General features: G+C 71.0%; 17 protein-coding genes and 1 pseudogene. 8 read left to right on the top strand and 10 right to left on the bottom strand.

The annotated features are described in order from the left end of the window. Positions 1-123 precede the first annotated feature (123 nt). A complete protein-coding gene (locus JIX55_RS17895; RefSeq protein ID WP_257564317.1) occupies positions 124-1,938 on the top strand; it encodes a hypothetical protein in 1,815 nt (604 codons plus the stop codon). A 6-nt stretch (positions 1,939-1,944) separates the two neighbouring features. Further along, positions 1,945-2,583: pseudogene (locus JIX55_RS17890) on the top strand (bleomycin resistance protein); the annotation flags it as partial. Positions 2,584-2,679: 96 nt separating this feature from the next. On the opposite strand, the gene JIX55_RS17885 reads toward JIX55_RS17890, so the two are convergent. From JIX55_RS17885 to JIX55_RS17870, 4 genes are all read right to left on the bottom strand, one after another. Then, positions 2,680-4,611 carry a protein-arginine deiminase domain-containing protein gene (locus JIX55_RS17885; protein WP_257569366.1) on the bottom strand — a complete coding sequence of 644 codons (1,932 nt, stop codon included), beginning with the start codon at positions 4,609-4,611 and terminating at the stop codon, positions 2,680-2,682. Positions 4,612-4,887: 276 nt separating this feature from the next. After that, positions 4,888-6,213: a GH1 family beta-glucosidase gene (locus tag JIX55_RS17880; RefSeq protein WP_257564316.1), complete on the bottom strand. Its 1,326-nt coding sequence runs from the start codon at positions 6,211-6,213 to the stop codon at positions 4,888-4,890. A gap of 88 nt (positions 6,214-6,301) precedes the next feature. Continuing rightward, entirely contained in the window at positions 6,302-6,568 is a 267-nt protein-coding gene (locus JIX55_RS17875; protein WP_257564315.1) for a protealysin inhibitor emfourin, read from the bottom strand. Between the two features lie 53 nt (positions 6,569-6,621). Beyond that, a complete protein-coding gene (locus JIX55_RS17870; protein ID WP_257564314.1) occupies positions 6,622-7,692 on the bottom strand; it encodes a M4 family metallopeptidase in 1,071 nt (356 codons plus the stop codon). A 410-nt stretch (positions 7,693-8,102) separates the two neighbouring features. Here JIX55_RS17870 and leuA point away from each other — a divergent pair, with 410 nt between their 5' ends. From leuA to JIX55_RS17850, 4 genes are all read left to right on the top strand, one after another. Further along, the gene (gene leuA / locus JIX55_RS17865) at positions 8,103-9,824 is read left to right on the top strand and encodes a 2-isopropylmalate synthase (protein WP_257564313.1); all 1,722 of its coding nucleotides are present in this window, start codon (positions 8,103-8,105) and stop codon (positions 9,822-9,824) included. Between the two features lie 304 nt (positions 9,825-10,128). Continuing rightward, the gene (locus JIX55_RS17860; RefSeq protein ID WP_257569365.1) at positions 10,129-10,773 is read left to right on the top strand and encodes a tellurite resistance TerB family protein; all 645 of its coding nucleotides are present in this window, start codon (positions 10,129-10,131) and stop codon (positions 10,771-10,773) included. A gap of 110 nt (positions 10,774-10,883) precedes the next feature. Beyond that, positions 10,884-14,855, top strand: a complete 3,972-nt coding sequence (gene fxsT, locus JIX55_RS17855; RefSeq protein WP_257564312.1) for an FxSxx-COOH system tetratricopeptide repeat protein — start codon at positions 10,884-10,886, stop codon at positions 14,853-14,855. A gap of 98 nt (positions 14,856-14,953) precedes the next feature. Next, the gene (locus JIX55_RS17850; protein WP_443046441.1) at positions 14,954-16,171 is read left to right on the top strand and encodes a sialidase family protein; all 1,218 of its coding nucleotides are present in this window, start codon (positions 14,954-14,956) and stop codon (positions 16,169-16,171) included. Here the strand turns inward: JIX55_RS17850 and JIX55_RS17845 are convergent. The 6 genes from JIX55_RS17845 to JIX55_RS17820 all read right to left on the bottom strand — a co-directional run bounded on the left by JIX55_RS17845 (position 16,168) and on the right by JIX55_RS17820 (position 23,825). Continuing rightward, positions 16,168-17,067: an alpha/beta fold hydrolase gene (locus JIX55_RS17845; RefSeq protein ID WP_257564311.1), complete on the bottom strand. Its 900-nt coding sequence runs from the start codon at positions 17,065-17,067 to the stop codon at positions 16,168-16,170. The two genes, JIX55_RS17850 and JIX55_RS17845, sit on opposite strands and share 4 nt — an antisense overlap. Before the next feature lie 112 nt (positions 17,068-17,179). After that, positions 17,180-18,115, bottom strand: coding sequence for a dihydrodipicolinate synthase family protein (locus JIX55_RS17840; RefSeq protein ID WP_257564310.1), 936 nt, complete (start codon positions 18,113-18,115; stop codon positions 17,180-17,182). A 16-nt stretch (positions 18,116-18,131) separates the two neighbouring features. Further along, complete coding sequence (locus JIX55_RS17835) at positions 18,132-19,178, bottom strand: oligopeptide/dipeptide ABC transporter ATP-binding protein (RefSeq protein WP_257564309.1); 1,047 nt, start codon at positions 19,176-19,178, stop codon at positions 18,132-18,134. Further along, entirely contained in the window at positions 19,175-21,184 is a 2,010-nt protein-coding gene (locus tag JIX55_RS17830; RefSeq protein WP_257564308.1) for a dipeptide/oligopeptide/nickel ABC transporter permease/ATP-binding protein, read from the bottom strand. Before JIX55_RS17830 ends, JIX55_RS17835 begins: the two co-directional genes overlap by 4 nt. Positions 21,185-21,232: 48 nt before the next feature. Next, positions 21,233-22,192 (bottom strand): ABC transporter permease, encoded by a 960-nt coding sequence (locus tag JIX55_RS17825; RefSeq protein WP_257564307.1) that lies wholly within the window; start codon positions 22,190-22,192, stop codon positions 21,233-21,235. Between the two features lies 1 nt (position 22,193). Further along, on the bottom strand, positions 22,194-23,825 hold the full coding sequence (locus JIX55_RS17820) for an ABC transporter substrate-binding protein (RefSeq protein ID WP_257564306.1): 1,632 nt from the start codon (positions 23,823-23,825) through the stop codon (positions 22,194-22,196). A 302-nt stretch (positions 23,826-24,127) separates the two neighbouring features. Between JIX55_RS17820 and JIX55_RS17815 the strand changes: the two genes are divergently transcribed. Together JIX55_RS17815 and JIX55_RS17810 are read left to right on the top strand one after the other, a co-directional pair. After that, positions 24,128-24,868: a FadR/GntR family transcriptional regulator gene (locus tag JIX55_RS17815; RefSeq protein WP_443046708.1), complete on the top strand. Its 741-nt coding sequence runs from the start codon at positions 24,128-24,130 to the stop codon at positions 24,866-24,868. A 2-nt stretch (positions 24,869-24,870) separates the two neighbouring features. Beyond that, complete coding sequence (locus JIX55_RS17810) at positions 24,871-25,314, top strand: protein-tyrosine phosphatase family protein (RefSeq protein WP_257564304.1); 444 nt, start codon at positions 24,871-24,873, stop codon at positions 25,312-25,314.

Genomic DNA, 25,314 nt, shown 5'->3' with positions numbered 1-25,314 from the left:
GATCAGTTGTTCGTCAATCGCTGTCATGTGCCTCCCGGGGTGTGGGGCGGGGGTTAGGTTCGGCCCGTCGAGATCATCACAGGTGCACGGGGGCGTACGGCGGTGGGAAAGCGGGGGCGGGGCGTGAAGGGGCGGGAGCCGCGCCCGTATCGTGCGCTGTCCGCCCCGTTCGTCGTCGCCCCGCCGGGCGGATGCCGCATCCGCACCCGCCTGCACCTCTCGCCCGCCGACGAGGAGGTACTTCGGGCGGTCGGGGAGCACTTGGGGGCGTTGGCCGGGGCGGACCTGGCGGCGCGGGTGCAGGTGGGGAACGTGCCCGCCGCCCACAACCGGCGGGCCGAGCGGAAGAAGGCGCTCACCGCCCAGTCCTCCTCCCGCTGGGCCGGAGCCATCACCCGCACTTCGGAGGATCAATACCAGCTGGCCCGACGGGCGCTGAACGCCCGTATCGGCTCACTGCGCCAGGCGATCGCCACGATCACCGCCCGCCTCGCCGTCACACCCGGCAGCCGGGAACGGCGAGGGCGCAGGTGGGTGCGCGGGTATACCGACGGCGCCGAGCGGCGGGCCAAGCAGCAGCGGCTGCAGATCCTGCAAGGTGAGCTGCGCCGGGCGGTGCGGGAACGGGACAGCGGCCGGGTGCGCATCACCCGGGGCGGACGCCGACTGCTCAACGCCCGCCACCACCTCTACGACACCGCCACCGTGCCGAAGCCGCTGACCGCAGCCGACTGGCAGGCCCAGCGGGAGGGATGGGACGAGGAGTGGTCGGCGCGGCGGATGTTCGTCACCGCGGACGGGGAGGCCGGCGCGCCGTTCGGGAACTACACCCTTGGCATCGACCCCGCCGACGGCTCCATCGCGATGGCGCTGCCCGACCCCCTGCGCCAGGCGTATGCCAACGCCCCGCGCGGGCGGTACGTGCTGGACGCGGCGGCCGCGTTCACTCACCGGGGCGAGGCGTGGGCGGACCGGATCGCCGCGGGCGCCTCGGTCCGCTACGACATCACCTACGACCCGGCACGCGGACGCTGGTACCTCGATGCGTCCTGGTCCACCACGGCCAAGGGACAGAAGGCCTCTGTCCCCGCGCTGGAGACACTGCGCCAACACCCGGTCCTCGCAGTGGACCTCAACGCCGACCACCTCGCCGCCTGGATCATCGACCCTCACGGCAACCCCATCGGCACCCCCCACACCATCCCCCTTCAGATGTCCGGAGTGCCCGCCACCACCCGCGACGCACGCCTGCGCGCAGCGATCTCCGATCTCCTGCACCTGGCCCAGCTCCATGAGTGCGCGGCCCTGGTGATCGAGAACCTGGACTTCGCCGACGCCCGGGCCACCGGCCGGGAGAAGCTGGGCCGGGGCAGGCGCGGCAAAGCCTTCCGGCGCACCGTGGCGGGGATCCCGACCGGCAAGTTCCGTGACCGCTTGTCCGGGATGGCCCACCACGCCGGACTCTCCGTGATTGCGATCGATCCGACGTACACGAGCAGATGGGGTACCCAGCACTGGCTGAACCCCCTGAAAAAACAGACTTCCACCGCTTCGACCACCACCGTCACGGCGCATCATGCCGCCGCGGTGGTGGTCGGCAGACGCGGTCTGGGCTGTACGGCCCGGCGCAGGAAAGACGGACCCCGCCAAACCCCCGCCACCACCGCCTCACGGCGGACCGAGGCAGGGGCCGTGCGACCGGAGGATCGCACCGGGACAACCGCCCCCCAACCGCCGAGTCACCGCAGCACAGGCCGTACGGAGCGGACAGCTCCGGCACGGACCTCGCGCAGCACCCCCGTGGTGCGTCAGACGCGAGCGCGCCCACCCGGAAAGCACCCGCCCCACGGCCCCACCACCGTTCGGGGGCCCAGCATCCACGACCAGCTCACGCTGTTCGGAATGCCCGATACGGCCAACCTTGGCCAATCAACTTAGGAACGGTTCGAGGTCACCTTCCAGCAGCGCAGCCCCAACCCGTACGCCGTGGTGGAGCGCGGCGGCATCGAGCTGCAGTTCTTCGGGCTCAAGCGGTTCGAGCCGGCAGAGTCGATGAGTACGTGTTACGTGATCACGGACGACGTCGACGGGCTGTACACGGCCTTCCGGGCCGGCCTCAAGGAGTCGTACGGGCGGATACCGACCCGGGGGCTGCCGCGTATCGGGCCGCTGAAGGACATGTCGTACGGCGTGCGGCAGTTTCTGATGACCGATCCGGGCGGCAACTGCGTCCGCGTCGGGCAGCCGACGAGCGAGGACCAGCACCACCGGCCCGCCCCGAAGGAGACCTTCGCGCGGGCCCTCCACCAGGCCTCCCTCCTGGCGGACTCGAAGGACGATCCGGCGGCCGCGGCGAAGGTCATCGACCGGGTGCTGGGGATCAGCGAGGAGAAACCCACGGATCTGCGGCTGCTGCGGCTTCTCGTGCTGCGCGCCGATGTCGCCGTCCGGCTCGGGGACGAGGAGGCGGCGACGGCCGCGCTCGTCCGTGCGGAGGCGGTGTCGCTCACCGACGAGGACCGGGAGGCGGCCCGGGACAGCCTCCTGCGGCTGGAGGATCTGCGGAACCGGGGGCCGGCGTGAAGGCGCTGCCGTGGACCGCCGCCCCCACGACACACCGCCGCCGCCCCGGTTCTTCCGGAGCGGCGGCGGTCATGGCCGGTCAGGCGAGGGCGGGCGCTAGCGCGTCCACCAGGCAGCCGACGTGTTCCGCAGCGTGTTGGTGCCGCAGTGGATCTCGCCCATGCCGAGGTGGTACGTCGACCAGTCGTCGATGTACGACACCTTCATGCCGGCGCCGGTGTACGCGGCCGTCACGGCCTCGGTGAAGATGTCCTTGCCGCCGACGACGGGGCCCCACTGGCGCGGTGCGAGGTAGTGGGTGCGGCTGAGGACGATGCCGTTGACGGCGCCGGGTATGTAGGCGCTGGTCATGACGGAGGGGGCGGGGGCGGCCGGGGAAGCGACCGATGAGCCGTCGTCGCCCGCCGCTCCGTCGAGCCGCCGCTGCTGGCCGTATTCCCGTGCCGCGTCCGGCAGTTCGGTGCCCGCGCCGAGGCGGGTCAGCCGGGGCAGCCGGGTCGCCTCGTCCTTGCCGGTCTCGCCGACCATCTCCGTGCCCTGGGTGAACAGTGCCGGCACCCGGACGACCTCGGCGTCCGTGACACCCGTCTCGCGCTTGAGGATGGCGAGGTTGGCCTCGATACGGCGGGTGGCGAGGTTGTTGTCGGAGACCAGGGTCTTGGAGGCGAGGGCCTTGTCGATGGTCTCCGTGGGGACGGCGTCTGCGCCGGCCGGCACGGAGAACACCTTCGTCGAGCCGTGACCGGCGTTCTTGGCGTCCCGCAGGAGGTTCAGGCCCGCCTCGGGGTCGGCGATCGCGATCTTCCAGCCGCGCGGGGTGTCGGCGGGCAGGAACTGCACGAACTCGTCGACGTGCCCGACGTGCAGCCAGGAGGTGTCGAGGAACAGGGGGTCCTGGAGGCCCTGGGACTTCAGGAACGTCCGCATCACCTTCGCCGGCTTGGACCCGGTGTCCGGGCGGTGACCCATGATGATGCGGCCCGCCGGGAACGAGCGGCCGCCCTGCGCGTACGGCGGAATGGTCTCCAGGTTGCCCATGGAGTTGAGCGTCCACTCCTCCGACTGGCGGGCACCCGTCACCTGCACGACGCCGATGTCCCGGCCGCGCATCTTCTCGAACAGCTCCCGGCCCGCCTCCCGGTCCAGCTGGGCGGAGCGCAGCATCACCCGCATGGACTGCCGGCGGCCGTCCGCGCCGGTCATGCTGACGTACGCGGGCTCGACGAAGTCCTGCGCCCAGACGTCCTGGTACTTGGTGAAGTTCACCGTGGGCCGGGTGATACCCGCGGCCCGCGCCTCCTTGTCCAGGCCCTCGCGGAACGTGCGGTTGAGCTTCGCGTAGTCGTCGGTGCCGGAGATCTTGGTGACCAGCAACTGCTGGGCGTTCTGCAGATGATGGTGGGTGAGGAGCGGGGCGACGCGCAGGGTGACCGAGTCGGCGGAGGTGCCCTTGGAGGACTTCACGGTCAGCCGGATCCGGGCGAGCCCGTCCCACTTGGCGGTGTCCCGGATCACGTCCCGGGCCTCGACACCGAACTCCACGCCCGTACGCAACTCGGCCCGTGACAGCCGGGTCTTGGCCGTGACGGGCTCCCACTTCTTGCCCCGCTTGACGAACACCCGGGCCTGCTTGGCACCCGCCGTGACCTTCACACTGCCCTGTGCCCCGGCCGGCACGCTCCGCATCGGAACGGACCGCACCCGGGCCAGGTCGGCGGCGTCGGCGGTGCCGTTCACCTTGGCGTCGGAGGCGTCGTTGCAGGCAGCCAGCCGGGCGTCGGTGAGGGGCTTGCCCTTCGGGCCGGTGGCCGGGCAACGGCGGCTGTCGTCGTCGATGTTGGGCAGCATCAGCGCGCCCCGGGCGACGGTCCAGCCGTTCTCACCGGCCGTGTCGGTGGCCCCGGTCACGTCGACCCGCCCGTCCCGGTTCGTGTCCACCCGCAGATCGGTCGGCGGCGGCCCGGCCGCGAACGCGACGGGCGCGGCCAGCGAGGGCGTCGCGAGCAGGGTGCCGGACACGGCGAGCACGGCTATCGCCCGGCGTGCGGGGCGGGTTCGGGTGGGTCTGGATGAACGCGGGGGCACGGGGCGTCCCTTCAGTGGAGGGGGTGGTCACCACTGAAGACGGACGACGGGGAGGAAGCGTTGCCTGTGTGGCTGCTGTGATACGGCTGTGCGTCCGTGATCTGCGGTACGGATTCGCCCCCGCCAAAGGCAAAAGCTCGGGCGCACCCCCTGCTTCCAAGGGGCGCGGGGAACTGCGCGACCAGCCCCCGCCGACCCGCACCCGACCCCCGGCCTCACTCACCCCCCGCTCTGCGCCCGCAGCAGCTCCTGGTACCACCCGTACGACGCCTTCGGGGTCCGCTTCAACGTCTCGTAGTCCACATGGACCAGCCCGAAGCGCCGTGCATACCCCTCCGCCCACTCGAAGTTGTCGAGGAGGGACCAGACGAAGTAGCCGCGTATGTCGACGCCCGCCTCCGAGGCCCGGTGCAGGGCCCGGACGTGGCCGTCCAGATAGGCGATGCGCTGCTGGTCGTCGACGCCCTCGTAGGAGCAGCCGTTCTCGGTGATGACGACGGGCGGCAGGCGGTCGCCGTAGCGCTCGTGGAAGCCGGTGAGCAGCTCGGTCAGGCCCTCGGGGACGACGGGCCAGCCGAAGTCGGTCGTGGGGACGCCCTCGATCTCCTTGACGGTGAAGGGGAGTTCGGCGGGGATGGTGACTCCGCCGAACTCGATGTCGGCGCCCTCGGGGGCGCCCACGCGGGTCGGCGCGTAGTAGTTGACGCCGTACCAGTCGAGGGGCTCGGAAATGACCTTCAGGTCGGACTCGATGTCGGTGCCCGGCATCAACTCGCCGATCCCCTCCGGGTATTCGCCCAGCAGGACCGGCTCCGCGAACAGGCGGTTCAGGAGCAGGTCGTAGAAGCCGGCCGCCTCCACGTCCGCCTGTTCCTCCGACGCGGCCCATGTGGGGCCGTGCGAGTTGGCGATGCCGATGTCCGTGACTCCGGCCGCGCGCAGGGCCCGTACGGCTAGGCCGTGGCCCAACAGCTGGTGGTGGGCGGCCGGGAGCGCGTCGAACATGAGCTGCTTGCCGGGGGCGTGGGTGCCGAGGGCATGGCCCAACAGGGTGTGTTCGGCGGGCTCGTTGATGGTGATCCACTTGGTGACCCGGTCACCGAGCCGGGCGGCCATGACGGCGGCGTACTCGGCGAACCGCTCGGCGGTGTCCCGGTTGAGCCAGCCGCCCGCCTCCTCCAGCGACGACGGCAGATCCCAGTGGAAGAGGGTCGGCACCGGCCGTACGCCCGCCCCGATCAGCTCGTCCACCAGGCGGTCGTAGAAGTCGAGCCCGCCGGGGGCGTTCACCCGGGGCCAGGAGATCGAGAAGCGGTACGCGCCCACGCCCAGGTCACGCAGCAGGGCCACGTCCTGCGGATAGCGGTGGAAGTGGTCGCAGGCCACCGCCGCCGTCGAGCCGTCCTTGATGCGGTCCGCCTCGGCCGAGAAGGCATCCCACACGCTGGGCTCGCGCTCGTCCACGGCCCCCTCGATCTGATGGGCGGAGGTCGAGACGCCCCACAGGAAGCCGGCCGGGAACTGGGGTATCGGGTTGGTCGCCATGGGCGGATCATCCGTACCACGGGTAAGGGAAGTCAACGCCCGAGGGTGAACTGCCCGTTACGCGCCCCGACCACGCCTTCGGCGCCGCTCACGCCCCCTCCTTGAGCACCCTCCTGATCAGCTCCCGCTGCTCCTCCGACAGTCGGGGATCCGCGCAGTACACGGTCCTGCCGTCCACCGTGATCTCGTACGCGAAGCCGTCCGGTACGCCGAGGGGCGGGGTGCCCCGGCCGGCGGCGAGGGCCCGCTCGGCCAGGGTGTGCCAGTCGGGGGCATCGGGCCGCCCGGCGGTGTTCACCACCGCGTGCCGTTCGATGCCCGCGAAACCGCCCGTGCGCCGCACTTCAATACGCATGGGTCATGTCTAGTACGGATCGGGGCCGGAGCGCAGCACCGCGCCGCCCGGCACTACAGCGTCCGCACGCCCACCTGCTCCCATGCCTTCAGCACCGCCGTCAGCTCGTCGCCCTGGCCGTACCGGTCCTTCGCGGCCTTCACCGTGAGCGTGGCGAAGTCGACGAAGAGGGCCTGTGGCTTCAGCTCGCCGCCGGTGAGGACGTCGTACCAGATCTGGCCCGCCCGCTCCCAGGCGTGGCCGCCGAGGGTCGTGGCCGCCAGGTAGAACGCGTGGTTGGGGATGCCGGAGTTGATGTGGACGCCGCCGTTGTCGCGGCCCGTGCGGACGTAGTCGTCCATGGTCGCCGGCTGCGGGTCCTTGCCGAGGACGTCGTCGTCGTACGCCGTGCCCGGGGCCTTCATCGAGCGCAGGGCGGTGCCCGTGACGCGCGGGGCGAGCAGGCCGGCGCCGATCAGCCAGTCGGCCTCGGCGGCGGTCTGGCCGAGCGTGTACTGCTTGATCAGCGCGCCGAAGACGTCCGACATGGACTCGTTGAGCGCACCCGGCTGGCCGAAGTACGTCAGGTTGGCCGTGTACTGGGTGACGCCGTGGCTCAGCTCGTGGCCGATGACGTCGATCGGGATGGTGAAGTCGAGGAAGATCTCGCCGTCGCCGTCGCCGAACACCATCTGCTCGCCGTTCCAGAAGGCGTTGTTGTAGTCGCGCTCGTAGTGCACGGTCGCGTCCAGCGGCAGCCCGTCGCCGTCGATCGAGTCGCGCGCGTACGCCTTGAGGAACAGCTCGAAGGTCGCGCCGAGGCCCGCGTACGCGCGGTTGACCGTGGCGTCCTTGCCGGGCTCGTCTCCCTCGCCGCGCACCTTCCGGCCGGGCAGGTCCGTGCCGTGGCGGGCGTCGTGGATCGTGCGGTGCGGTTTGCCCGCCTCGGCGCCGGCGGGCACGGCGATGGCCGGGGCGCCGATGACCGTGGTCAACCGGCGGTGGGTGCGCTCGAAGGCGTCGCGCTCCAGTGTCTTGCGCGCGGCGTTCGCGAGTGCCGGGTCCTCGGCCTGGGAGAGCTTGTCGAGGACGTGCGGTGGTACGACGGTGCAGAAGACGGGCTCGTGGCCCCCGTTGGTGGTCATGGCTGACACCGTTGCACTCCGTTAGGGGCGTGTCACTAGGGGCGACCTTGATTGGTGAAATGTGGCTGTATGGGTTGCGTTTCGTTGTCGTCGTGTTACCGAGGGTTGGGCTCGGATGTCCGTGCGTGGGGGCTTGTCGCGCGGTTCCCCCCGCGGCCCGTGAGGGCGCTCCTCGTGTCCGGTGTGGCCTTGCGCACCTTTTGCCCCCTATGTGGCCCCGGTCCCGCATACTGATACAGCCCCCCGAACGGAGCGGGACTCAGCTAGGCTGCGTCGCATCATGCGTTTCGGGCTGCTTCTCCTTAGCTGCCGCGGCGAGGGCCTGTAATCGAGGCCGACCCCCTCCCCGCGGTGCTTTGGTGTTGCGTCGTCGGCCGTCCTTTCCGGACCATCGAGGAGCCCACGCAATCATGGCGAACCGCCAGCAGCCCAGTTCCATGCCGATCCACAAGTACGGCTCGTACGAGCAGGTCGACATCCCCGACCGCACCTGGCCGAACAACCGGGTCACCGTCGCCCCCCGCTGGCTCTCCACCGACCTGCGCGACGGCAACCAGGCCCTGATCGACCCGATGTCGCCCGAGCGCAAGCGCCGGATGTTCGACCAGCTGGTCAAGATGGGCTACAAGGAGATCGAGGTCGGCTTCCCGGCGTCGGGACAGACGGACTTCGACTTCGTACGGTCGATCGTCGAGGAGCCGGGGGCCATCCCCGACGACGTCACCATCTCCGTACTGACCCAGGCCCGCGAGGACCTGATCGAGCGGACCGTGGAGTCGCTGAAGGGCGCCAAGCGGGCCACCGTCCACCTGTACAACGCCACGGCTCCCGTCTTCCGCCGCGTGGTCTTCCGCGGCTCCAAGGACGACATCAAGCAGATCGCCGTCGACGGCACGCGCCTGGTGATGGAGTACGCGGAGAAGCTGCTGGGCCCGGAGACCGAGTTCGGGTACCAGTACAGCCCCGAGATCTTCACCGACACCGAGCTGGACTTCGCGCTGGAGGTCTGCGAGGCGGTGATGGACGTCTACCAGCCCGGTCCGGGCCGCGAGATCATCCTCAACCTGCCCGCAACGGTGGAGCGTTCGACCCCGTCGACGCACGCGGACCGGTTCGAGTGGATGAGCCGCAACCTCTCCCGCCGTGAGCACGTCTGCATCTCCGTCCACCCGCACAACGACCGCGGTACGGCCGTCGCCGCCGCCGAGCTGGCGCTGATGGCCGGCGCCGACCGCGTCGAGGGCTGTCTGTTCGGGCAGGGCGAGCGCACCGGCAACGTCGACCTGGTCACCCTGGGCATGAACCTGTTCTCCCAGGGCGTCGACCCGCAGATCGACTTCTCCGACATCGACGAGATCCGTCGTACGTGGGAGCACTGCAACCAGATGGAGGTCCACCCGCGCCACCCGTACGTGGGCGACCTGGTCTACACGTCCTTCTCCGGCTCCCACCAGGACGCCATCAAGAAGGGCTTCGACGCCATGGAGGCGTCCGCGAAGGAGCAGGGCAAGACGGTCGACGACATCGAGTGGGCCGTCCCGTACCTGCCGATCGACCCGAAGGACGTCGGCCGCTCCTACGAGGCCGTCATCCGGGTCAACTCGCAGTCCGGCAAGGGCGGTATCGCGTACGTCCTGAAGAACGACCACAAGCTGGACCTGCCGCGCCGGATGCAGATCGAGTTCTCGAAGCTGATCCAGGCGAAGACGGACGCCGAGGGCGGCGAGGTCACCGGCGGCGACATCTGGGCGGTCTTCCAGGACGAGTACCTGCCGAACCCCGAGAACCCGTGGGGCCGTGTCCAGGTCCGCAACAACCAGTCGACCACCGACAAGGACGGCGTGGACACGCTGACCGTGGAGGCCGAGGTCGACGGCGTGGAGACCACCCTGGTCGGCACCGGCAACGGCCCGATCTCGGCGTTCTTCCACGCGCTGCAGGGCATCGGTATTGACGCCCGCCTCCTGGACTACCAGGAGCACACGATGAGCGAGGGTGCCTCCGCGCAGGCCGCCTCCTACATCGAGGTCGCCATCGAGGACAAGGTCCTGTGGGGCATCGGCATCGACGCGAACACGACGCGTGCGTCCCTGAAGGCGGTCGTCTCCGCCGTCAACCGCGCGGCGCGCTGACCAGCCTGACCGGCGGTTTGAAGGCCTCGTTCACCGAATATCGGTGGGCGGGGCCCGTCGTTTACCGGCCAAACCCTGTGCGGGTCATGGGAAGGCCTCGTCCGGAGTACTGACTGCGCCTCGACAATGTGGCTAACATCACGCAAGCGCGGCGACGTTGCCGAGGGGTCACTTCCCGCGCCCAAGGGGCAGTGTGGGGGAGTTACGGAGGTGCGACGTGCTGACAGGACGGGACCCCATCGGCGGTGCCGCCGCGCTCGCCCGCGTCGGGACCGCCGGACGTGTCACCGGGCTCTCGCGGGTCATGGGCACCCGGATCGCGTGGACCGGTGTCGGTGACGGCGAGTTCTTCTGCCCCGGCTGCGGGGGCGACCGCAACTACCAGCGCCTCACCGGCCGCCGCCGCTTCACCCTCCTCGGCGTCCCCGTCCTGCCCCGCGGCGAGACGGGCCCGGTGGTGGAATGCGCGGCCTGCCGCCACCACTACGCCACGGATGTCCTCGACCACCCCACCACCACCCGCTTCGCGGCGATGCTCCGCGACGCCGTCCACACGGTCGCCCTCGCCGTCCTGGCGACGGACGGCACCTGCGCCCGCCCGTCCCTGTCGGTCGCCGCGACCGCCGTACGCTCCGCCGGTTTCGACGACTGCACCGAGGACCAGCTCGGAGCCCTGGTCGAGGCCCTGGCCGCCGACACCGGCCGCGTCTACGGGGAGCCGTGCGGCTCCGGCCTGGCCATAGAGCTCCACGAGGCCCTGGACCCCCTGGCGCCCCACCTCGCCCCGACCGGCCGCGAGGCGATCCTCCTCCAGGGCGCACGGATCGCCCTGGCGGACGGGCCGTACACCCCCGCGGAGAGAGATGTCCTCTTCACGGTGGGGGCGGCGCTGACGATCTGCGGGGACGATGTGACGCGGTTGCTGGCGACGGCGCGTACGCCGTCGTAACGTCCCTCCGGTAGTTGTCGGGGGCGGTTTCATAGGTCTCGCACGGCTTCGTCCGGCCGGACGCGGGGCACAATCGTCTTCCGGACATGCTGGGGGGCGAGGGGGAGCGCATGAGGTACGGCATGCGCTGGGCGCTGGTGGTGGCGCTGAGCGTGCTGGCGTTCGCGGCGGTCTTTCTCCTCTTCTACGCCGTCGACGTGCCGTTGCTGCCCACCTCCGACGAGGGCCGGGTGGCCGTGGGTGTGGCGGCGGCGACCGTCGCGGCGACGGTGGGCGGGACATGGGGTGCGTCGTGGGTGCAAAGGGCGGCCCAGGCGGTGACGGCACCGGCGGGGCCGACCGGCGGTATGCGGCTGGAACTGCCGAACGCGATGGTCACCGTGAACGGGACCTCAGCGGACGAACCGCCCCACCTCCTCGTCCGCATGGGCGACCTGCCCCGCGAACCCGTCGGTTTCCAGCCCCGCGAGGACCTCCTCGCCGAACTCGCCGACGCCACCGAGCGGCACAGCCTCACCGTCGTCCACGCCGTCACCGGCGCCCGGGGCGTCGGCAAGACCCAGCTGGCCGCCGCCTACGCCCGGCGCCGTATCGAGGAGGGCTGGCCGGTCGTCGCCTGGATCACGGCGGAGAACAGCGGCCAGCTGATGTCCGGACTCGCCGAGCTCGCCGATCAGTTGGGCGTCCGTGAGGCGGGCGACGACGCGGCGAAGGCCGCGCGGGCGGCGCTCACGTGGATCGGCCGGAATCCCGATCCGTGTCTGCTGGTCCTGGACAACGCGACCGATCCGGACGAGGTGGCCGGGTGGCTGCCCACGGCCGGCCGGGCGCAGGTGGTGGTGACCGCCACCTCCAGGGACTTCACGAACCTCGCGGGCGCGCGGGTCGACGTCACCGTGTTCACGGAGGAGGAGGCACTGGACTTCCTTCGCCGGCGGACGGGGGTCGCCTCGGACGACGGGGCCCGCGAAGTCGCCGCGGAACTGGGCCGGTTGCCCCTCGCTCTCGCCCAGGCGGCCCATGTCATCCGGGTGCGGGGGACCGGCTACCGCGGCTACCTGGAACGGCTGCGGGCCTACCCCTTGAGGACCGCGCTGGAGAAGGTGCCCGGAGAGCGGTATCCGCACCGGGTGGCCGAGGCGATGCTCATCGCCGCCGAGCAGGTCGAGCAGCGGGGCCCGGACGGCGCGGTGCGGGTTCTGCTGGAGGTGCTGTCGGTGCTGTCGCCCGCCGGAGTGCCCCGCAGGTTGCTGCACGGGGTAGTCCGGCAGGCGGGGGTCCACGACGCCGACGTCGTGGAGGCCGCGCTGGGAGTCGTGACCCAGGCCTCGCTCGCCACGGACTCGGGAGCGGACGCCGTGAACCTGCACCGGCTGGTGCAGCGGGTGATCCGGGAGAGGGCGGGGGAGCGAATACGGGACGTCGTCCGCGCCGCGGTGCGGCATCTGGAGGCGGTGCTGATACCGCCCGGGGAGGCATGGGAGAGACGGGAGTTCGGAGGACAGCTCGTCGACCAGATAGACGCGCTGTGGGGCGTCGTACGAGAGGACCTGCCGTCGTACGAGGAGGCGGACCAGGAGAGCCTGGTGCGGTTGCGGAGGTGGGCGGCGTACGACCATCTGGGGCATGTGGGAGCGATGGGCCGGGCGGTGGTCCGGGCGGGCGGGACCCGGCGGGACTGCGAAGCCGCCCTGGGGGAGGAGGCGGCCGCCACGCTCAGCGCCCTGGAACTCGAAGGGGACATGTGCGCGTGGGCAGGCCGCACCGAGCAGGCCATCGGGGCACGCGCCAGACGCCTGGAGATCACCGAGCGGTGTCTGAGCCCCGAGGACGAGCGCACGCTCACCGCGCGCAGGGACCTCGCCCGGTCGTACGAGACAGCCGGTCGCTACGAGCTGTCCGTGCCCATGTACGAGGCACTGGAGCGGGACATGCGACGGCTGCACGGTGCGGATCACGTGGAAACCCGGGGCGCCCTGAGCGATCTGGCGAGAACGTACGCGGCCGCCGGCCGACTGCGCGAGGCGGCGCGCATCGTGGACCGCATGCGCCCGGACTGGTCGCAGGGCCCGGCGCCGTCCGCGGCGAGCCTGTACTCCCTGCAGAGCCTGGCCGAAACCTACGGCTCGGTGGGCCGCGACGAGGAAGGGGTCGCGCTGCTGCGCCGTTACGTGGTCGCATGCGAGGACGAGCACGGTCCCGAGCACGCCGAGACGGTCTGGGCCCGCAACAATCTGGCTCTCCAGTGTCTGGACGCCGCTCTGTACGACGAAGCGCGTGCGGCTGCCGAGCGGGCGCTGGCGGACGCGGAGCGGATATTCGGTCCGGAGTCCGAAGAGACGGTGACGATCCGTGACACCCTCGCCACGTGCCTGATCAGGGCGGAGCGCGACGAGGAGGCCCTGGCCCTGTTCCGTCGTGTGGTCGACGAGCGGACCGCCCTGCATGGTCGGGAACACCCGGTCGTGCTGCGTGCGCGCGGCAGCCTGGTGTGGGGGCTGGACCAGTCGAAGCGGCACGGTGATGCCTACGCCGCGCAGGTCCAGTTGATCGCGGACCACGAGCGACTGTTGGGAAGGGACCATCCCAGCACGTTCGGAGTCCGCAGCTTCCACATCCACCTCTGCACACGCCACGGCCGGATCCAGGAGGCGATCGACTTCGCCCGCGAGGTCCTCGCTGACCATGAGCGGGTCCACGGACGCCTTCATCCGCACACATTCGATGTCTGCCTCGGTCTCGCCGACGCCCTGACCTCGGCCGCGCACTATTCCGAGGCCCTCGCCCTGCTGCGGCAGACCCTGCGGAACACCAGGCGGAGCCTGGGCGCCGGGCATCGGCTGACCTTCTCCGCGCGGGCCGGCCTCGCCCGCGTCCTGCGATTGTCCGGTGAGGTGGACGAGGCCCGCGGGCTGCGTGAGGAGAACGTGGCGGAGTACGCCCGGCTCTTCGGGGACGACCACATCGAAGTCGTCTGGGCCCGGAGCGATCTGGCCGATCTGCTCACCTGGCACGGACTGCACGACGAGGCGCTCGCACTCCATCGGGGCGTCGTGGACGACGTGACCCGTATATGGGGAGCCGACCACCCGTCCACCCTGGCGGCGCGCCGCTGGCTGGCGGTGGCTTGTGGGAACGCCGGACGCCACCGGGAGCGGCTCAGGCTGACCGGTGAGGCGTTGGCCGACTGCGAGCGGATGCTCGGCGCCGACGCACTGCCGACCCTCGCCACACTGGGTGAACAGGTGATCGCGCTGAGGATGGCCGGACAACGGCGCGAGGCCCGGCGTCTGGACCGGGAGCTGTACGCCGACTACGCCCGCGTTCTCGGTGTCGACCACCCGATCACGATCGACAAGTACGACGACGTGGCCGACGGATACCGGGCGGTGCAAAGACGTGTCAAGGCCCTGCGGATCCGCGAACGCGTGCTTCACGCCTGTGAGGCCAGGTCCGGTCCCTGGAGTTGGGAGTCGGTCCACGCACGCCGCCGCCTGAGCGGCGCCTACGCCTCCGTGGGGCTGCTGTGGCGCGACGCCGCCTGGCAGAGGCGCTTCCTGGACGACCTGACGGCACACTTCGGCCCCGACCATCCCGCGACACGGCGGCAGCGTGAGTGGTGGTGCCACGCCCTGCTCCGCACCGGTCGTTGGCGACAGGCGAAGGAGGCGGCCGACACCCACCGAGCGGACTGCGAGCGCCTGTACGGCCCCGACCACATGTGGACACTCGACGCCCGCTGGCTCGTCGCCCACACGGCTCGCCGCACCGGCCGGGTCCGTACCGCCCTAGCGCTGTACGCGGACCTGGTCGCCGACCGCGCCCGCGTCCACGGCCCGGACCATCCGCGCACCTGGTGGGCCCGGCTCAACCATGCCTACGCCACCTTCTGGGCCCTCCACCCGCACCGCGCCGTCGTCCTCTTCGAGACGGTGATCGACGACGGCCGTCGCATCTTCGGCAGCGACAGCAGCCAGGTCGAGGACCGCGTCAGATGGCGCTACCCGTTCCTCTGCCTGATCACCGGCCACTGGCTCCGCATGGTCGCCGCCCTCCGCCTCCGCCGCCACCCGGTGGTCTGACATCACGTCAATGCTCATTTGACGCACCCCCGTTGCAGGGTCTCAGTGGACACATTAGGTTGACCGGACATCCAACGTCCCACGTCCGGGGAGCCGCCTTGTCCGCCGGAAGCCGCCGCACGGCCACCGCTCTGGTCGCCGCCACGGGACTGCTCCTCGCCGCGATCGCCACGGCCACCACCGCCACGGCCGCCACGACGCTGCCCACCCGCGGCTGTGTCTCCTCCGTGCCGTACGTCTCCGGCCAGGGCGGCTACGACACGTACCGGATCCCCGCCACGATCACCACCCGCGAGGGCGCCGTGCTGGCCTTCGCGGAGGGCAGGCGCAACGGCGCCGGCGACACGGGCAATATCGACGTCGTCCTCAGACGGTCGACCGACGGCGGCTGCACCTGGGGGCCGCTGAAGGTGGTGGCCGCCGGGAAGGGGGACACGCGGGGCAACCCGGCGCCGGTGGTCGACCCGCGGACCGGCCGGATCGTGCTCGTCACCTCGTACAACAGCGGCACGGTGACCGAGGCGCAGATCATGCGCGGCGAGGTCACCGCCGAGCAGAGCCGCCGCGTCTTCGTGCAGACGAGCAAGGACGACGGCCGCCGCTTCAGCGCCCCCAGGGACATCACGGCGGACGTGAAACTCCCGGGCTGGCGCTGGTACGCGACCGGCCCGGGTCACGCGGTCGCCCTCACCCGGGGGCCGCACGCGGGCCGCCTGGTCGTCCCCTCGAACCACTCGGCCGCCCCGCCCGCGGACTCGGCGGACACGGGACAGGAGCCCCGGTACTACGGCGCCCACGCGATCCACTCCGACGACGGGGGCACCACCTGGCGGATCGGTTTCGTCGACGACTCGTACGACGGTCTCGACAACGCCAACGAGAACAGCGCGGCCGAACTGCCGGACGGGCGGCTGTACTTCAGCGCGCGGGACCAGCACGGTACGAGCGTCGGCAACCGTCTGGACTCCTACTCCGGCGACGGCGGCGAGTCGCTCGACCGCCCGTACACCGTCCAGCCCACCCTCTCCGACGTCCCCGTGGTCCAGGGCGCGGTCCTCCAGCTCCCCTCCGGCGGCCCGCTCCTCTTCTCCGGCCCCTCCGTCCCCACCGCCCGCCAGTCGATGTCGGTCTGGCGCAGCGGCGACGCGGGCACCACCTTCACCAGGTCCACGACCCTCTCGCAGCGCCCGGCCGCCTACTCCGACCTCGTCCCGCTGAGCGGGTCACGGGTGGGCGTCCTCTACGAGACGGGCGCGGCGGGCCCGTACGAGTCGATCGAGTTCCGCCGCCTGCCGTTGTCGGGTCTGCCCGGCTAGTCGGCCTGGCCGAGAAGGCGTCGTCGGAGTCCTGTCGTGTGGTTCAGGATCGCGTCGGCGAGGGGTCCGTGGACCTCGGGCGGGAGGGCGTGGCCCATGCCGGGGATGTCGACCACGTGTGCGCCGCGGATCACCTGGGCGAGGTGGTGGGCGTGCGGTGGCGGGGTGACGGGTTCGGCGGGTGCGGAGATGACCAGGGTGGGCACGTCGGTGTGGGCGAGTTGTTCGGTGCGGTCCATGCCGGAGGGGTCGGCTCGGGCGTGTGCGGTGCCGGCCGTGTGGTGCCCGGTGTGCTCGATGATGTGCCGTTCGAGGGCGCGGGTGTATGCGGCGTCGAACGGCAGCTGGTCGCCGCCCAGGACACGCCAGTGCTCCACTCTCCGCTCCAGTTCGGCTTCCGGCCCTCGGTCCTCCACGGGGCGGGCCCACATCTCCAGCAGCTCCGGGGCGATCCCGGGAAGTTCTTCGGGCGGGGTCCGGGTCCCGTCCGGGTGGACGTAGGGGGCGGTGCTGAGCGCGCTCGTACCGATCAGGGTGGCGCTGAGCAGCCGGTCGGGGTGGTCGGCGACGAGGAGTTGGGCGAGCATGCCGCCCAGGGACATGCCGACGATGTGGGCGCGTTCGACGCCGAGGCCGTCCAGCACCCTGACGGCGTCCTTCGCCAGTTCGGTGACGGAGTACGGGTGCTCTTCGAACGACCAGGTGGAGCGGCCGGTGTCGCGGTGGTCGTAGCGGATGACGTGGTGGCGGTCGGCGAGCCTGTCCACGAGCGCGTCCGGCCACGCCAGGCCCGATGCCTGCGCGCCCATGATCAGCAGCAGTGGGGGCGTGTCGGAGGCGCCGCGGTCCTCCACCCACAGGCGTATGCCGGGCGCCGCGTCCACGAAGCGTTCCATGCTGTCGGTCCTCGCCTTCCGCGATGAGATAAGACGAGACGTATCGTATCGCGTTTGGGTGCGCCTCGGGGAGGGGCTCAGCGCACCCCGAGGCCGGGTTCGCGGAGTCTCCCTACAGCAGGCCCGCCGCCGCCAGGTATTTGCCCACCCGCTCGACTTCCGCCTCCGACAACGGCACCTGCGGTTCGGCTGTGGCCGCGCAGTCGATGATTCCGCGCAGGTGGAGGGCTGCCTTGAAGGCGCCGAGGGCGGACGAGCCCGTGCCCATGCGGGCCGGGTCGCCGACGGCGATCATGTCGAAGAGGGCGCACAGGCGTTCCTGTTCGGCCCGTGCCCGGTCCCAGTCGCCGGCGCGGCAGAGGCGGTCGAGGCGGACGTAGCCGGCCGGGTCGACGTTGGCGAGGCCGGGGACGGCGCCGTCGGCGCCCAGGGCGAGGGCGGAGTCGATGATCAGTTCGGAGCCGGTGAGGGTGGTGAAGCCGGTGAGGGCGGAGTCGGCGCGGGCGCCGGTGACGACCGTGCGGAAGCCGGCGAGGTCGCCGCTGGAGTCCTTCAGGCCGGCGATGACCTTGTCCGCCGCCAGTCGCAGGACCACGTCGGCGGGCAGCTTGGTGTGGACGGTGGCCGGGATGTCGTAGGCGAAGACCGGGACGGGGGAGCGGTCGGCGAGCAGGCGGTAGTGGCGGGCGATCTCCGCCGGGTGCGTGCGGCTGTAGAAGGGGGCGGTGGCCACGACAGCCTCGGCACCGGCGGCGGTCACGGCGCGGACGTGGTCCAGTACGCGGGGCGTCGACATGTCGATCGCCCCGGCGAGGACGGGGAGTTGGCCGCCGACATGGCCGACCACCGTCTCCACGACCTGCCGCCGCTGCGCGTCCGTCAGATACGCCGCCTCCGACGTCGTACCGAGCACGAACAGCGCGTCCACACCGCCCGTCACGAGATGGTCGACCAGACGGACGAGTGAGGGGACGTCCACCTCGCGGTCTGGTGTCAGGGGCGTGCAGACGGGCGGGATGACACCGGTCAGCGGGGCGGGGACGGTCATCGTGGCTCCTTTGGTGCTAGGTGTCTCGGGTGTCGCGTACGGCTGGCTCGGTTCGATCCTCCACGGCCTGGGCGACCAGGTCGCGTGTCGACTCCGTCTCCTCCACCGGATGGTGGCACCGGAAGCGGTGTCCGGGGGCCGACGCGGCCACGAAGTCCGGCATGATCTCCGCGCAGACGTCGTCCGCCTTCCAGCAGCGGGTACGGAACGGGCAGCCGCTCGGCGGCCGGGTGGCCGACGGGACCGGGCCCACCAGCGGGATCGGGTCGATCGGGTCCAGCAGGCCGGGCGTCGCCGAGAACAGGGCGCGGGTGTACGGGTGCCGGGCGCGGTCGGTGACCAGGTCCGCCGGGGTCTCCTCCACGATCCGGCCCAGATACATGGTGATCACGCGGTCGCTCATCCGCCGTACCGTCTGGATGTCGTGAGAGACGAAGACCAGCGCCAGACCCAGGCGTTCCTTCAGGTCCAGGAGGAGGTTGAGGATCTGGGCGCGGACCGAGACGTCCAGCGCGCTCGTCGGCTCGTCCGCCACCACCAGGTCCGGATCGAGGGCCAACGCCCTCGCGATCGCCACTCGTTGGCGCTGCCCGCCGGACAGCTGGCCCGGCAGGCCGTCCGCGAGCGCCGTCGGCAGACCGACCAGGGACATCAGTTCCCGGACGCGGTCCTCCCGTTCGGCCGGGGTGCCGCGCCTGTGCACGTCGAGGGGGTCGCGGAGGATCTGGCGGATCGTCAGGCGGCGGTTCAGGGCCGTGGACGGGTCCTGGAAGATCATGCCCGTGCCGCCGCCGACGGCCACCCGGCGCTCGGCGGGCGACATGGACCACAGGTCCCGCCCCCGGAAGGAGACCGCGCCGGCCGTCGGCCGGTCCACGCCCACCAGCACCTTCGCCAGCGTCGACTTGCCGCACCCCGACTCGCCCACCACGCCGACCGTCTCCCCGGGGGCGATCACCAGATCGGCGCCGGTCAGGGCGTACACCCGGTCGCGGGTGAACACCCCGCCGCTGCGCGCCTTGTGGACGACATGGGCGCCGGAGACCTCCACGAGCGCGCTCACCGGGTCACCTGGCCTTCCGTGCTGTCCATGAGGTCCACCGCCGGATGGTGGCAGGCCGCCGTGTGGGTGCGGGTGCCCCGCAGGGCCGGGGCCGTCGTACGGCAGACGTCGCTCGCCCGGGGGCAGCGGTCGGCGAAGCGGCAGCCGGCCGGGAAGTCGGCGGGGGAGGGGACGACGCCCTTGATCTGGGTCATCCGCTCGGCCGCGGACTCCAGGGACAGGACGCTGCCCAGCAGGCCGCGCGTGTAGTGGTGGGAGGGCTGCTCCACCAGGTCCGCCGTCACGCCCGTCTCCACGATCTGTCCGCCGTACATCACGACCACCCGGTCGGTCACGTCCGCGATCAGGGCAAGGTCGTGCGAGACGAGGATCAGCGCGAAGCCCAGCTCCTCGCGCAGCCGCAGCAGGAGCTCGATGATCTGCGCCTGGACGGTCACGTCGAGCGCCGTCGTCGGCTCGTCGGCCACGATCAGCTTGGGGTTGCGGGACAGGGCCATCGCGATGAGAACGCGCTGGCGCTGGCCGCCGGAGAGCTCGTGCGGGTAGCTGCGGAGGGTGCGCTCGGGGTCGAGGCCGACCAGACGCAGCAGCTCGGGTGCGGAGCGCTTGCCGCCCCGGCGCACGACCTGCTTCAGCTGGGCGTGGATCGTCATCGCCGGGTTCAGGGAGGACAGGGCGTCCTGGTAGACCATCGCCATCTCGTGGCCGAGCAGACGGCGGCGTACGCGCATCGGCTCGCCCACCAGCTGCCGCTGGTCGAAGCGGACCTGGCCGCGTACGCGGGCGCCCTTCGGTTCCAGGCCCATCACCGTCAGCGCGGTCAGCGACTTGCCGCAGCCCGACTCGCCGACCAGGCCGAGGACTTCACCGGGGCGGACGTCGAAGCTGATGCCGTCGACGATGTCCACGCCCCGGTGACGCCCGTCGAAGCCGATGGCCAGGTTCTCGACGGAGAGGACCGGTCGGCCCTGGGGGAGGGGGCGGGCCCGGGAGCGCAGCCGTACGGCCGCCTCGGTCAGTCCGGGCAACTCGGTGACCTCGCCGCCGCCCGGCTCGGGAGCCTCCAGCCGGTCCTCCTGCTCCTGTGGCTCCACCTCCCGCGCGACCGGCGCGGCCCACGCGTCGGAGACGCCCTCGGAGAGGATGTTCAGGGACAGCACCGTGACCAGCATCAGCAGGCCGGGGAACACGGTCGCCCACCAGCCCCCGGTCAGCACCATGTTCTTGCCGTCCGCGATGACACTGCCCCAGGACGGGTCCGGCGGCCTTACACCCGCGCCGATGAAGGACAGCGACGCCTCGAAGACGATGGCCTCGGCGACCTGGACCGTGCAGAACACCAGCACCGGGGCGGCGCAGTTGACGGCCACGTGCCGGATCACGATGTGCGGGGTGCGGGCTCCTATCACCCGCTCGGCGGTCACATAGTCCTCGCCGTACTGGTCGAGGACGTTGGCCCGGACGACCCTGGCGACCGGCGGGGTGAACAGGAACGCGATCGCGCAGATCAGGACGGTGATCCCGCCGCCGAAGACGGCCACGAGGACGGCGGCCAGCGCGATGCCCGGGAACGCCATGACGACGTCCAGGCAGCGCATCAGCGTCTCGTCGACCGCCTTGCGCGAGGTCGCGGCCACGGCCCCGATGACCGCCCCCACGACCAGCGCCAGCCCGGTGGCGCCGAGCCCGATCGCCAGCGACCAGCGGGCCCCGTACATCAGCCGGCTCAGGATGTCCCGGCCGAGGCTGTCCTGGCCCATCCAGTGGTCGGCGGAGGGCGCTCCGGTGCCCCCGACCAGGGCCTGTTGGTCGAGCGGGTCGTGCGGGGCGAGCCACGGGGCGAGGAGTGCCGTGAGGACCACGACCGCCAGGAAGCAGACCGCGATCCGGGACAGCAGCGGCAGTCGGCGCCAGGAACGCAGCCGGACGCCGGGCCGGGACAGGGCCGCCGTCAGGCGTTTGCGCGTGGTCACGATCAGGCCGAACATCAGGGCATCAGCTCGCATCCCTCGGTCGTCTTCCATGTGCGTCCCTGAGCAACGTGCGTCCCCGAGTCAACTCGCGTCCCTCAGACGCGGGTTCACCAGCAGGTAGAGAACGTCGATGACGAGGTTCACGACCACGAAGCCCGCGGCCGTGGTCAGGACGACACCCTGGACGACCGCCGGGTCGCCGTTCTTCACGGCGTCGATCATCAGCTTGCCCATGCCCGGCAGCGAGAAGATCGTCTCGATGACGACCGCGCCGCCGAGCAGATAGCCGACGCGCAGCCCCAGCACGGTGAGCGGGTTGATCAGCGCGTTCCGCAGTACGTTCCGGCCCACCACGACCCGCGGCGGCAGCCCGCTGCCGATCGCCGTCCGTACGTAGTCCTTGTCGAGCTCCTCCACCACCGACGTCCGTACGATCCGCGTCAGCTGCGCCGCCACCGGCAGCGACAGCGCGAACGCCGGCAACGTCATCGTCTTCAGCCACCCGGTGAAGGAGTCCGCCGGATTGACGTATCCGCCGGTCGGGAACCACCCCAGATCCACCGCCAGGTACTGGATCATCAGCAGCGCCAGCCAGAAACCCGGCGCCGCGACCCCGGTCAACGACACCACCCGGATGATCTGGTCCGGCAGCCGGTCCCGGTAGATCGCCGCCGTGACCCCGCCGAGCAGCGCCAGTACCACCGCGATCCCCAGCCCCAGGAAGGTGAGCTGGAGCGTGAGCGGCAACGCGGTGGTGACCTGGTCGATGACGGGGGCCCGGGTGAGCGCGCTGATCCCCATGTCACCGTGCAGCAGATCGCCCACGAAGCCGACGTAGCGCACGGGCAGGGGGTCCAGCAGCCCGTTCTCCTCCCGGAAATCATGCAACTGCTCCGGCGTCGGATTGGCCCCTTGGAAGAACGCCGACGCCGGATCCACATCCGAGAACCGCATGACGATGAACACGAACAGCACGATTCCGAGCATCAGCGGAACGAGCAGAGCGACCCGCCGAATCAGAATGCGCAGGACAGCGACCACGCTAAACCCACTTGGCCTGGAGCAGATTGATCCCCGGATAGGGCTGTGCCCTTATCCCGCTGAGTCGCTTCGGATTCCAGGCCGTCATCAGCTCGTTGTGGACCACCGGATAGAGCACGGCCTGTTCGGCGACGATGTCGATGTAGTCCTGCACCATCGTCTTCTTCTTGTCGGCGTCGGGCTCCCGCGTGGCCTGGTCCATGTCCCTGAAGAGCCCCTTGGCCACCGCGTTGTCGGCCCACCGCGCGTACTGCATCCACAGATTCTGCGGACCGTAGTTGTAGTGCATGATCAGATCCGCGTCGAGCCCGAACTGGTTCGGATTCGAGGCCGCGGCCACGACCTGGTAGTCCTGCTTCTGGTCCATCTTCGTGAAGACGGCGGTGGTCTCCTGCGGCGAGAGGGTCGTCTCGACGCCGATCGCGTCCCAGGAGGCCTTGACGGTCGGCAGACAGTCGACGATCCAGCTGACGTTCACCGCCAGAATCTCGATCTTCAGCCCCTTCACCCCGGCCTCGGCCAGCAGCGCCTTCGCCTTGTCGGGGTCGTACGCGTACACGCTCTTCGCCGGCCGATAACTCGGGTTTCCCTCATTCAGGAACGAACTCGCGGGTTTCCCGTGCCCCTTCAGCGCCACCTCGATCATCTTGTCCCGGTCGATCGCGTAATGCAGCGCCTGCCGCACGCGTACGTCGTCGAAGGGTTTGCGCCTGGTGTTGAACATGAGGAAGAGGTTGTTCATCCCGGAGCCGCCCTGGACGGACATGCCGCCCTTCTCCAGCTGCCCGATATTGGCGTACGGGATGTTGTCGGCGATCTGCGCGCCCGCGCTCGCGCCGGAGATCTTCGCGACGCGCGGGGCGGCGTCCACGATGGTCAGCCAGTTCATCTTCTTGAAGGCGGCCGGGCGGGGGCCGTTGTAATCGGCGAAAGCCTCGAACGTCGTGTTCGACTTCGGGTGGTGCGCGGTCTGCCGGTACGGCCCCGAGCCGATCGCCTTGCCCTTGATGGCGTCGTCCCAGGCGCCGGGCCGGGAGAAGACGTGCTTCGGCATGATCTTCGCCAGCGTCAGCCGGGAAATACCGTCGGGGAAGGGGAACTTGAGCACCAGCTCGACGTTCCGCGCGTCGATCTTCCTGACCTCCTTCAGCCAGCTCGCGAAGAAGCCCTTGGCGAGGGTCTGGGTGTCGGGGTCGAGGATCCGCTCGTACACGAAGACGACGTCGTCGGCGGTCACCGGCTTGCCGTCGTGGAAGGTGGCGCCGGCCCGCAGCTCGAACTTCCACGACGTACCGCTGAGATCGCCGGGTACGGCCGTCGCGAGCGCCGCGTACGGCTCCCGCGAGATGGGGTCGGTGTCGAGGAGGCCTTCGTAGATGTGGTTGTTGGCGGCCATGCAGAAGGCGGACGCGGTCTGGGTCGGGTCCCAGCTGCCGTCGTTGCCGTAGCCGATGACGGCGGTCAGGGTGCCGTTCTTCCCGCCCCCGCCGTCACCGGTGTCATTGGTGGACTCCGGCCCGGCCGAACAGGCGGCCAGCGACGAGGAGACGGCGGCGGCCGCGCCCAGCGCGCCGGAGTACTTCAGGAACGACCGGCGAGCCGTCGCCGGGGCGTCATGGGTCACGTCGCGCACGGTTCCTCCAGCGAGGCAGCGAGGGAGCGAAGCGGTGGGGGAGATACGACGTCCTACGTCCTACAGGGAGCAGCGTGACCTTAGGAGCGCTGGTAGGGGTGGTCAAGAGATCGCACACGAATGGCGTAGGTGCCAAAGGTGCGACCAATGGCGGATCAACAGCGGTATGAAATAAGGACAGTTGAGCGACCGTTAGGGGCGAGTTCGCCGAGTTGATCACTGGGCGTTAACCTGGCGTTCCCCTGATCGGTTCACGCGGTTTCCGTCCGGAGGTGGGACGTCGGATGTCCGGCGAGCGTACGATGCGGCGCATGTCTCAGGAGAGCGGCAGTCGGCGCCGGCCCGAGCGGCGGGTGAGCGGCCAGATCCAGCGCGAGGTGATGCAGCTGATCATCGACCGCAAACTCCAGGCGGGTGCGCCGCTGCCCACCGAGACGGAGCTGATGGAGGACCTCGGCGTCAGCCGCAACTCCGTCCGTGAGGCCCTCAAGGCCCTGCAGGCCCTCGACATAGTCGACATCAGACACGGCTACGGCACCTATGTCGGCGAGGCCTCCCTCACGCCCCTCGTCGACGGCCTCACCTTCCGCACCCTGGCCCGGCCCGACGGCGACACCGCCGCCCTCGCCGAGATCCTCCAGATCCGCGAGGTCCTGGAGGACGGCCTCGTACGACGGGTCGCGGCCTCCCTCACGGACGACGAAGTGGACGGTCTCGCCGCCGTCGTCGACCGGATGGAGGCGGCCGGCCGCGCGGGCGAACCCGTCGCCGAACTCGACCGCGACTTCCACGAACTCCTCTACGCCTCCCTCGGCAACGCGCTGATCCCCCAGCTCCTCGGCGCCTTCTGGACCGTCTTCCTGCGCGTCGCCGGCGCCCGCGGCTGGACCGACGACCCCACCCCCGAGCTGACCATCCGCCGCCACCGCGACATCGTGGCCGCGCTGCGCGCCCGCGACGTCGAGGGTGCGCAGCGGGCGATGTCCGACCACTTCCGGGGCATCGAGGCCCGGGCGGCGCAGGCGTCGCGGGGGGTGGGCTAGCCATGGGGGAGACGGCGGCCGAACCCTGGGAGCCGACGGACACCGGTGTGCTGCGGCTGCCGTCCGGGCGGCTGGTGCGCGGCCGGGGACTCAGCCGGCCGCTCCCGGACGGCCGGGTCCCCACATACGCCGTGTACCTCCTCGGCAAGGAGCCGCCCGAAGTCCCCTGGGAGTCCCGCTGGCTGCGCTGGCCCGACTTCCGGCTGCCCGGCGACCGGGCGGAGGCGGCGGAGGTGCTGCGGGACGCCTGGCACCGGGCGGCCGCCGACCGGGTCGAGCTCGCCTGCGGGGGCGGCCGGGGCCGCACCGGCACCGCGCTGGCCTGCCTGGCGGTCCTGGACGGCGTACCGCCGGACGAGGCCGTGGCGTACGTACGCCGGCACTACGACCGGCACGCGGTGGAGACGCCGTGGCAGCGGCGGTACGTACGACGCTTCGGCACCTGA

Source organism: Streptomyces sp. DSM 40750 (assembly GCF_024612035.1).
Classification (GTDB): Bacteria; Actinomycetota; Actinomycetes; order Streptomycetales; family Streptomycetaceae; genus Streptomyces.
The sequence above is the reverse complement of the archived record's forward strand: the minus strand, read 5'-3'. Positions and strand labels throughout refer to the sequence as shown.

Coding starts and splice junctions, on each gene's coding strand:
- JIX55_RS17815 (WP_443046708.1), top strand. CDS start 24,128: ATGCGGCGCATGTCTCAGGAGAGCGGCAGTCGGCGCCGGCCCGAGCGG.
- JIX55_RS17870 (WP_257564314.1), bottom strand. CDS start 7,692: ATGACCACCAACGGGGGCCACGAGCCCGTCTTCTGCACCGTCGTACCA.
- JIX55_RS17830 (WP_257564308.1), bottom strand. CDS start 21,184: ATGCGAGCTGATGCCCTGATGTTCGGCCTGATCGTGACCACGCGCAAA.
- JIX55_RS17860 (WP_257569365.1), top strand. CDS start 10,129: ATGGGCACCCGGATCGCGTGGACCGGTGTCGGTGACGGCGAGTTCTTC.
- JIX55_RS17875 (WP_257564315.1), bottom strand. CDS start 6,568: ATGCGTATTGAAGTGCGGCGCACGGGCGGTTTCGCGGGCATCGAACGG.
- leuA (WP_257564313.1), top strand. CDS start 8,103: ATGGCGAACCGCCAGCAGCCCAGTTCCATGCCGATCCACAAGTACGGC.
- fxsT (WP_257564312.1), top strand. CDS start 10,884: ATGAGGTACGGCATGCGCTGGGCGCTGGTGGTGGCGCTGAGCGTGCTG.
- JIX55_RS17880 (WP_257564316.1), bottom strand. CDS start 6,213: ATGGCGACCAACCCGATACCCCAGTTCCCGGCCGGCTTCCTGTGGGGC.
- JIX55_RS17810 (WP_257564304.1), top strand. CDS start 24,871: ATGGGGGAGACGGCGGCCGAACCCTGGGAGCCGACGGACACCGGTGTG.
- JIX55_RS17840 (WP_257564310.1), bottom strand. CDS start 18,115: ATGACCGTCCCCGCCCCGCTGACCGGTGTCATCCCGCCCGTCTGCACG.
- JIX55_RS17845 (WP_257564311.1), bottom strand. CDS start 17,067: ATGGAACGCTTCGTGGACGCGGCGCCCGGCATACGCCTGTGGGTGGAG.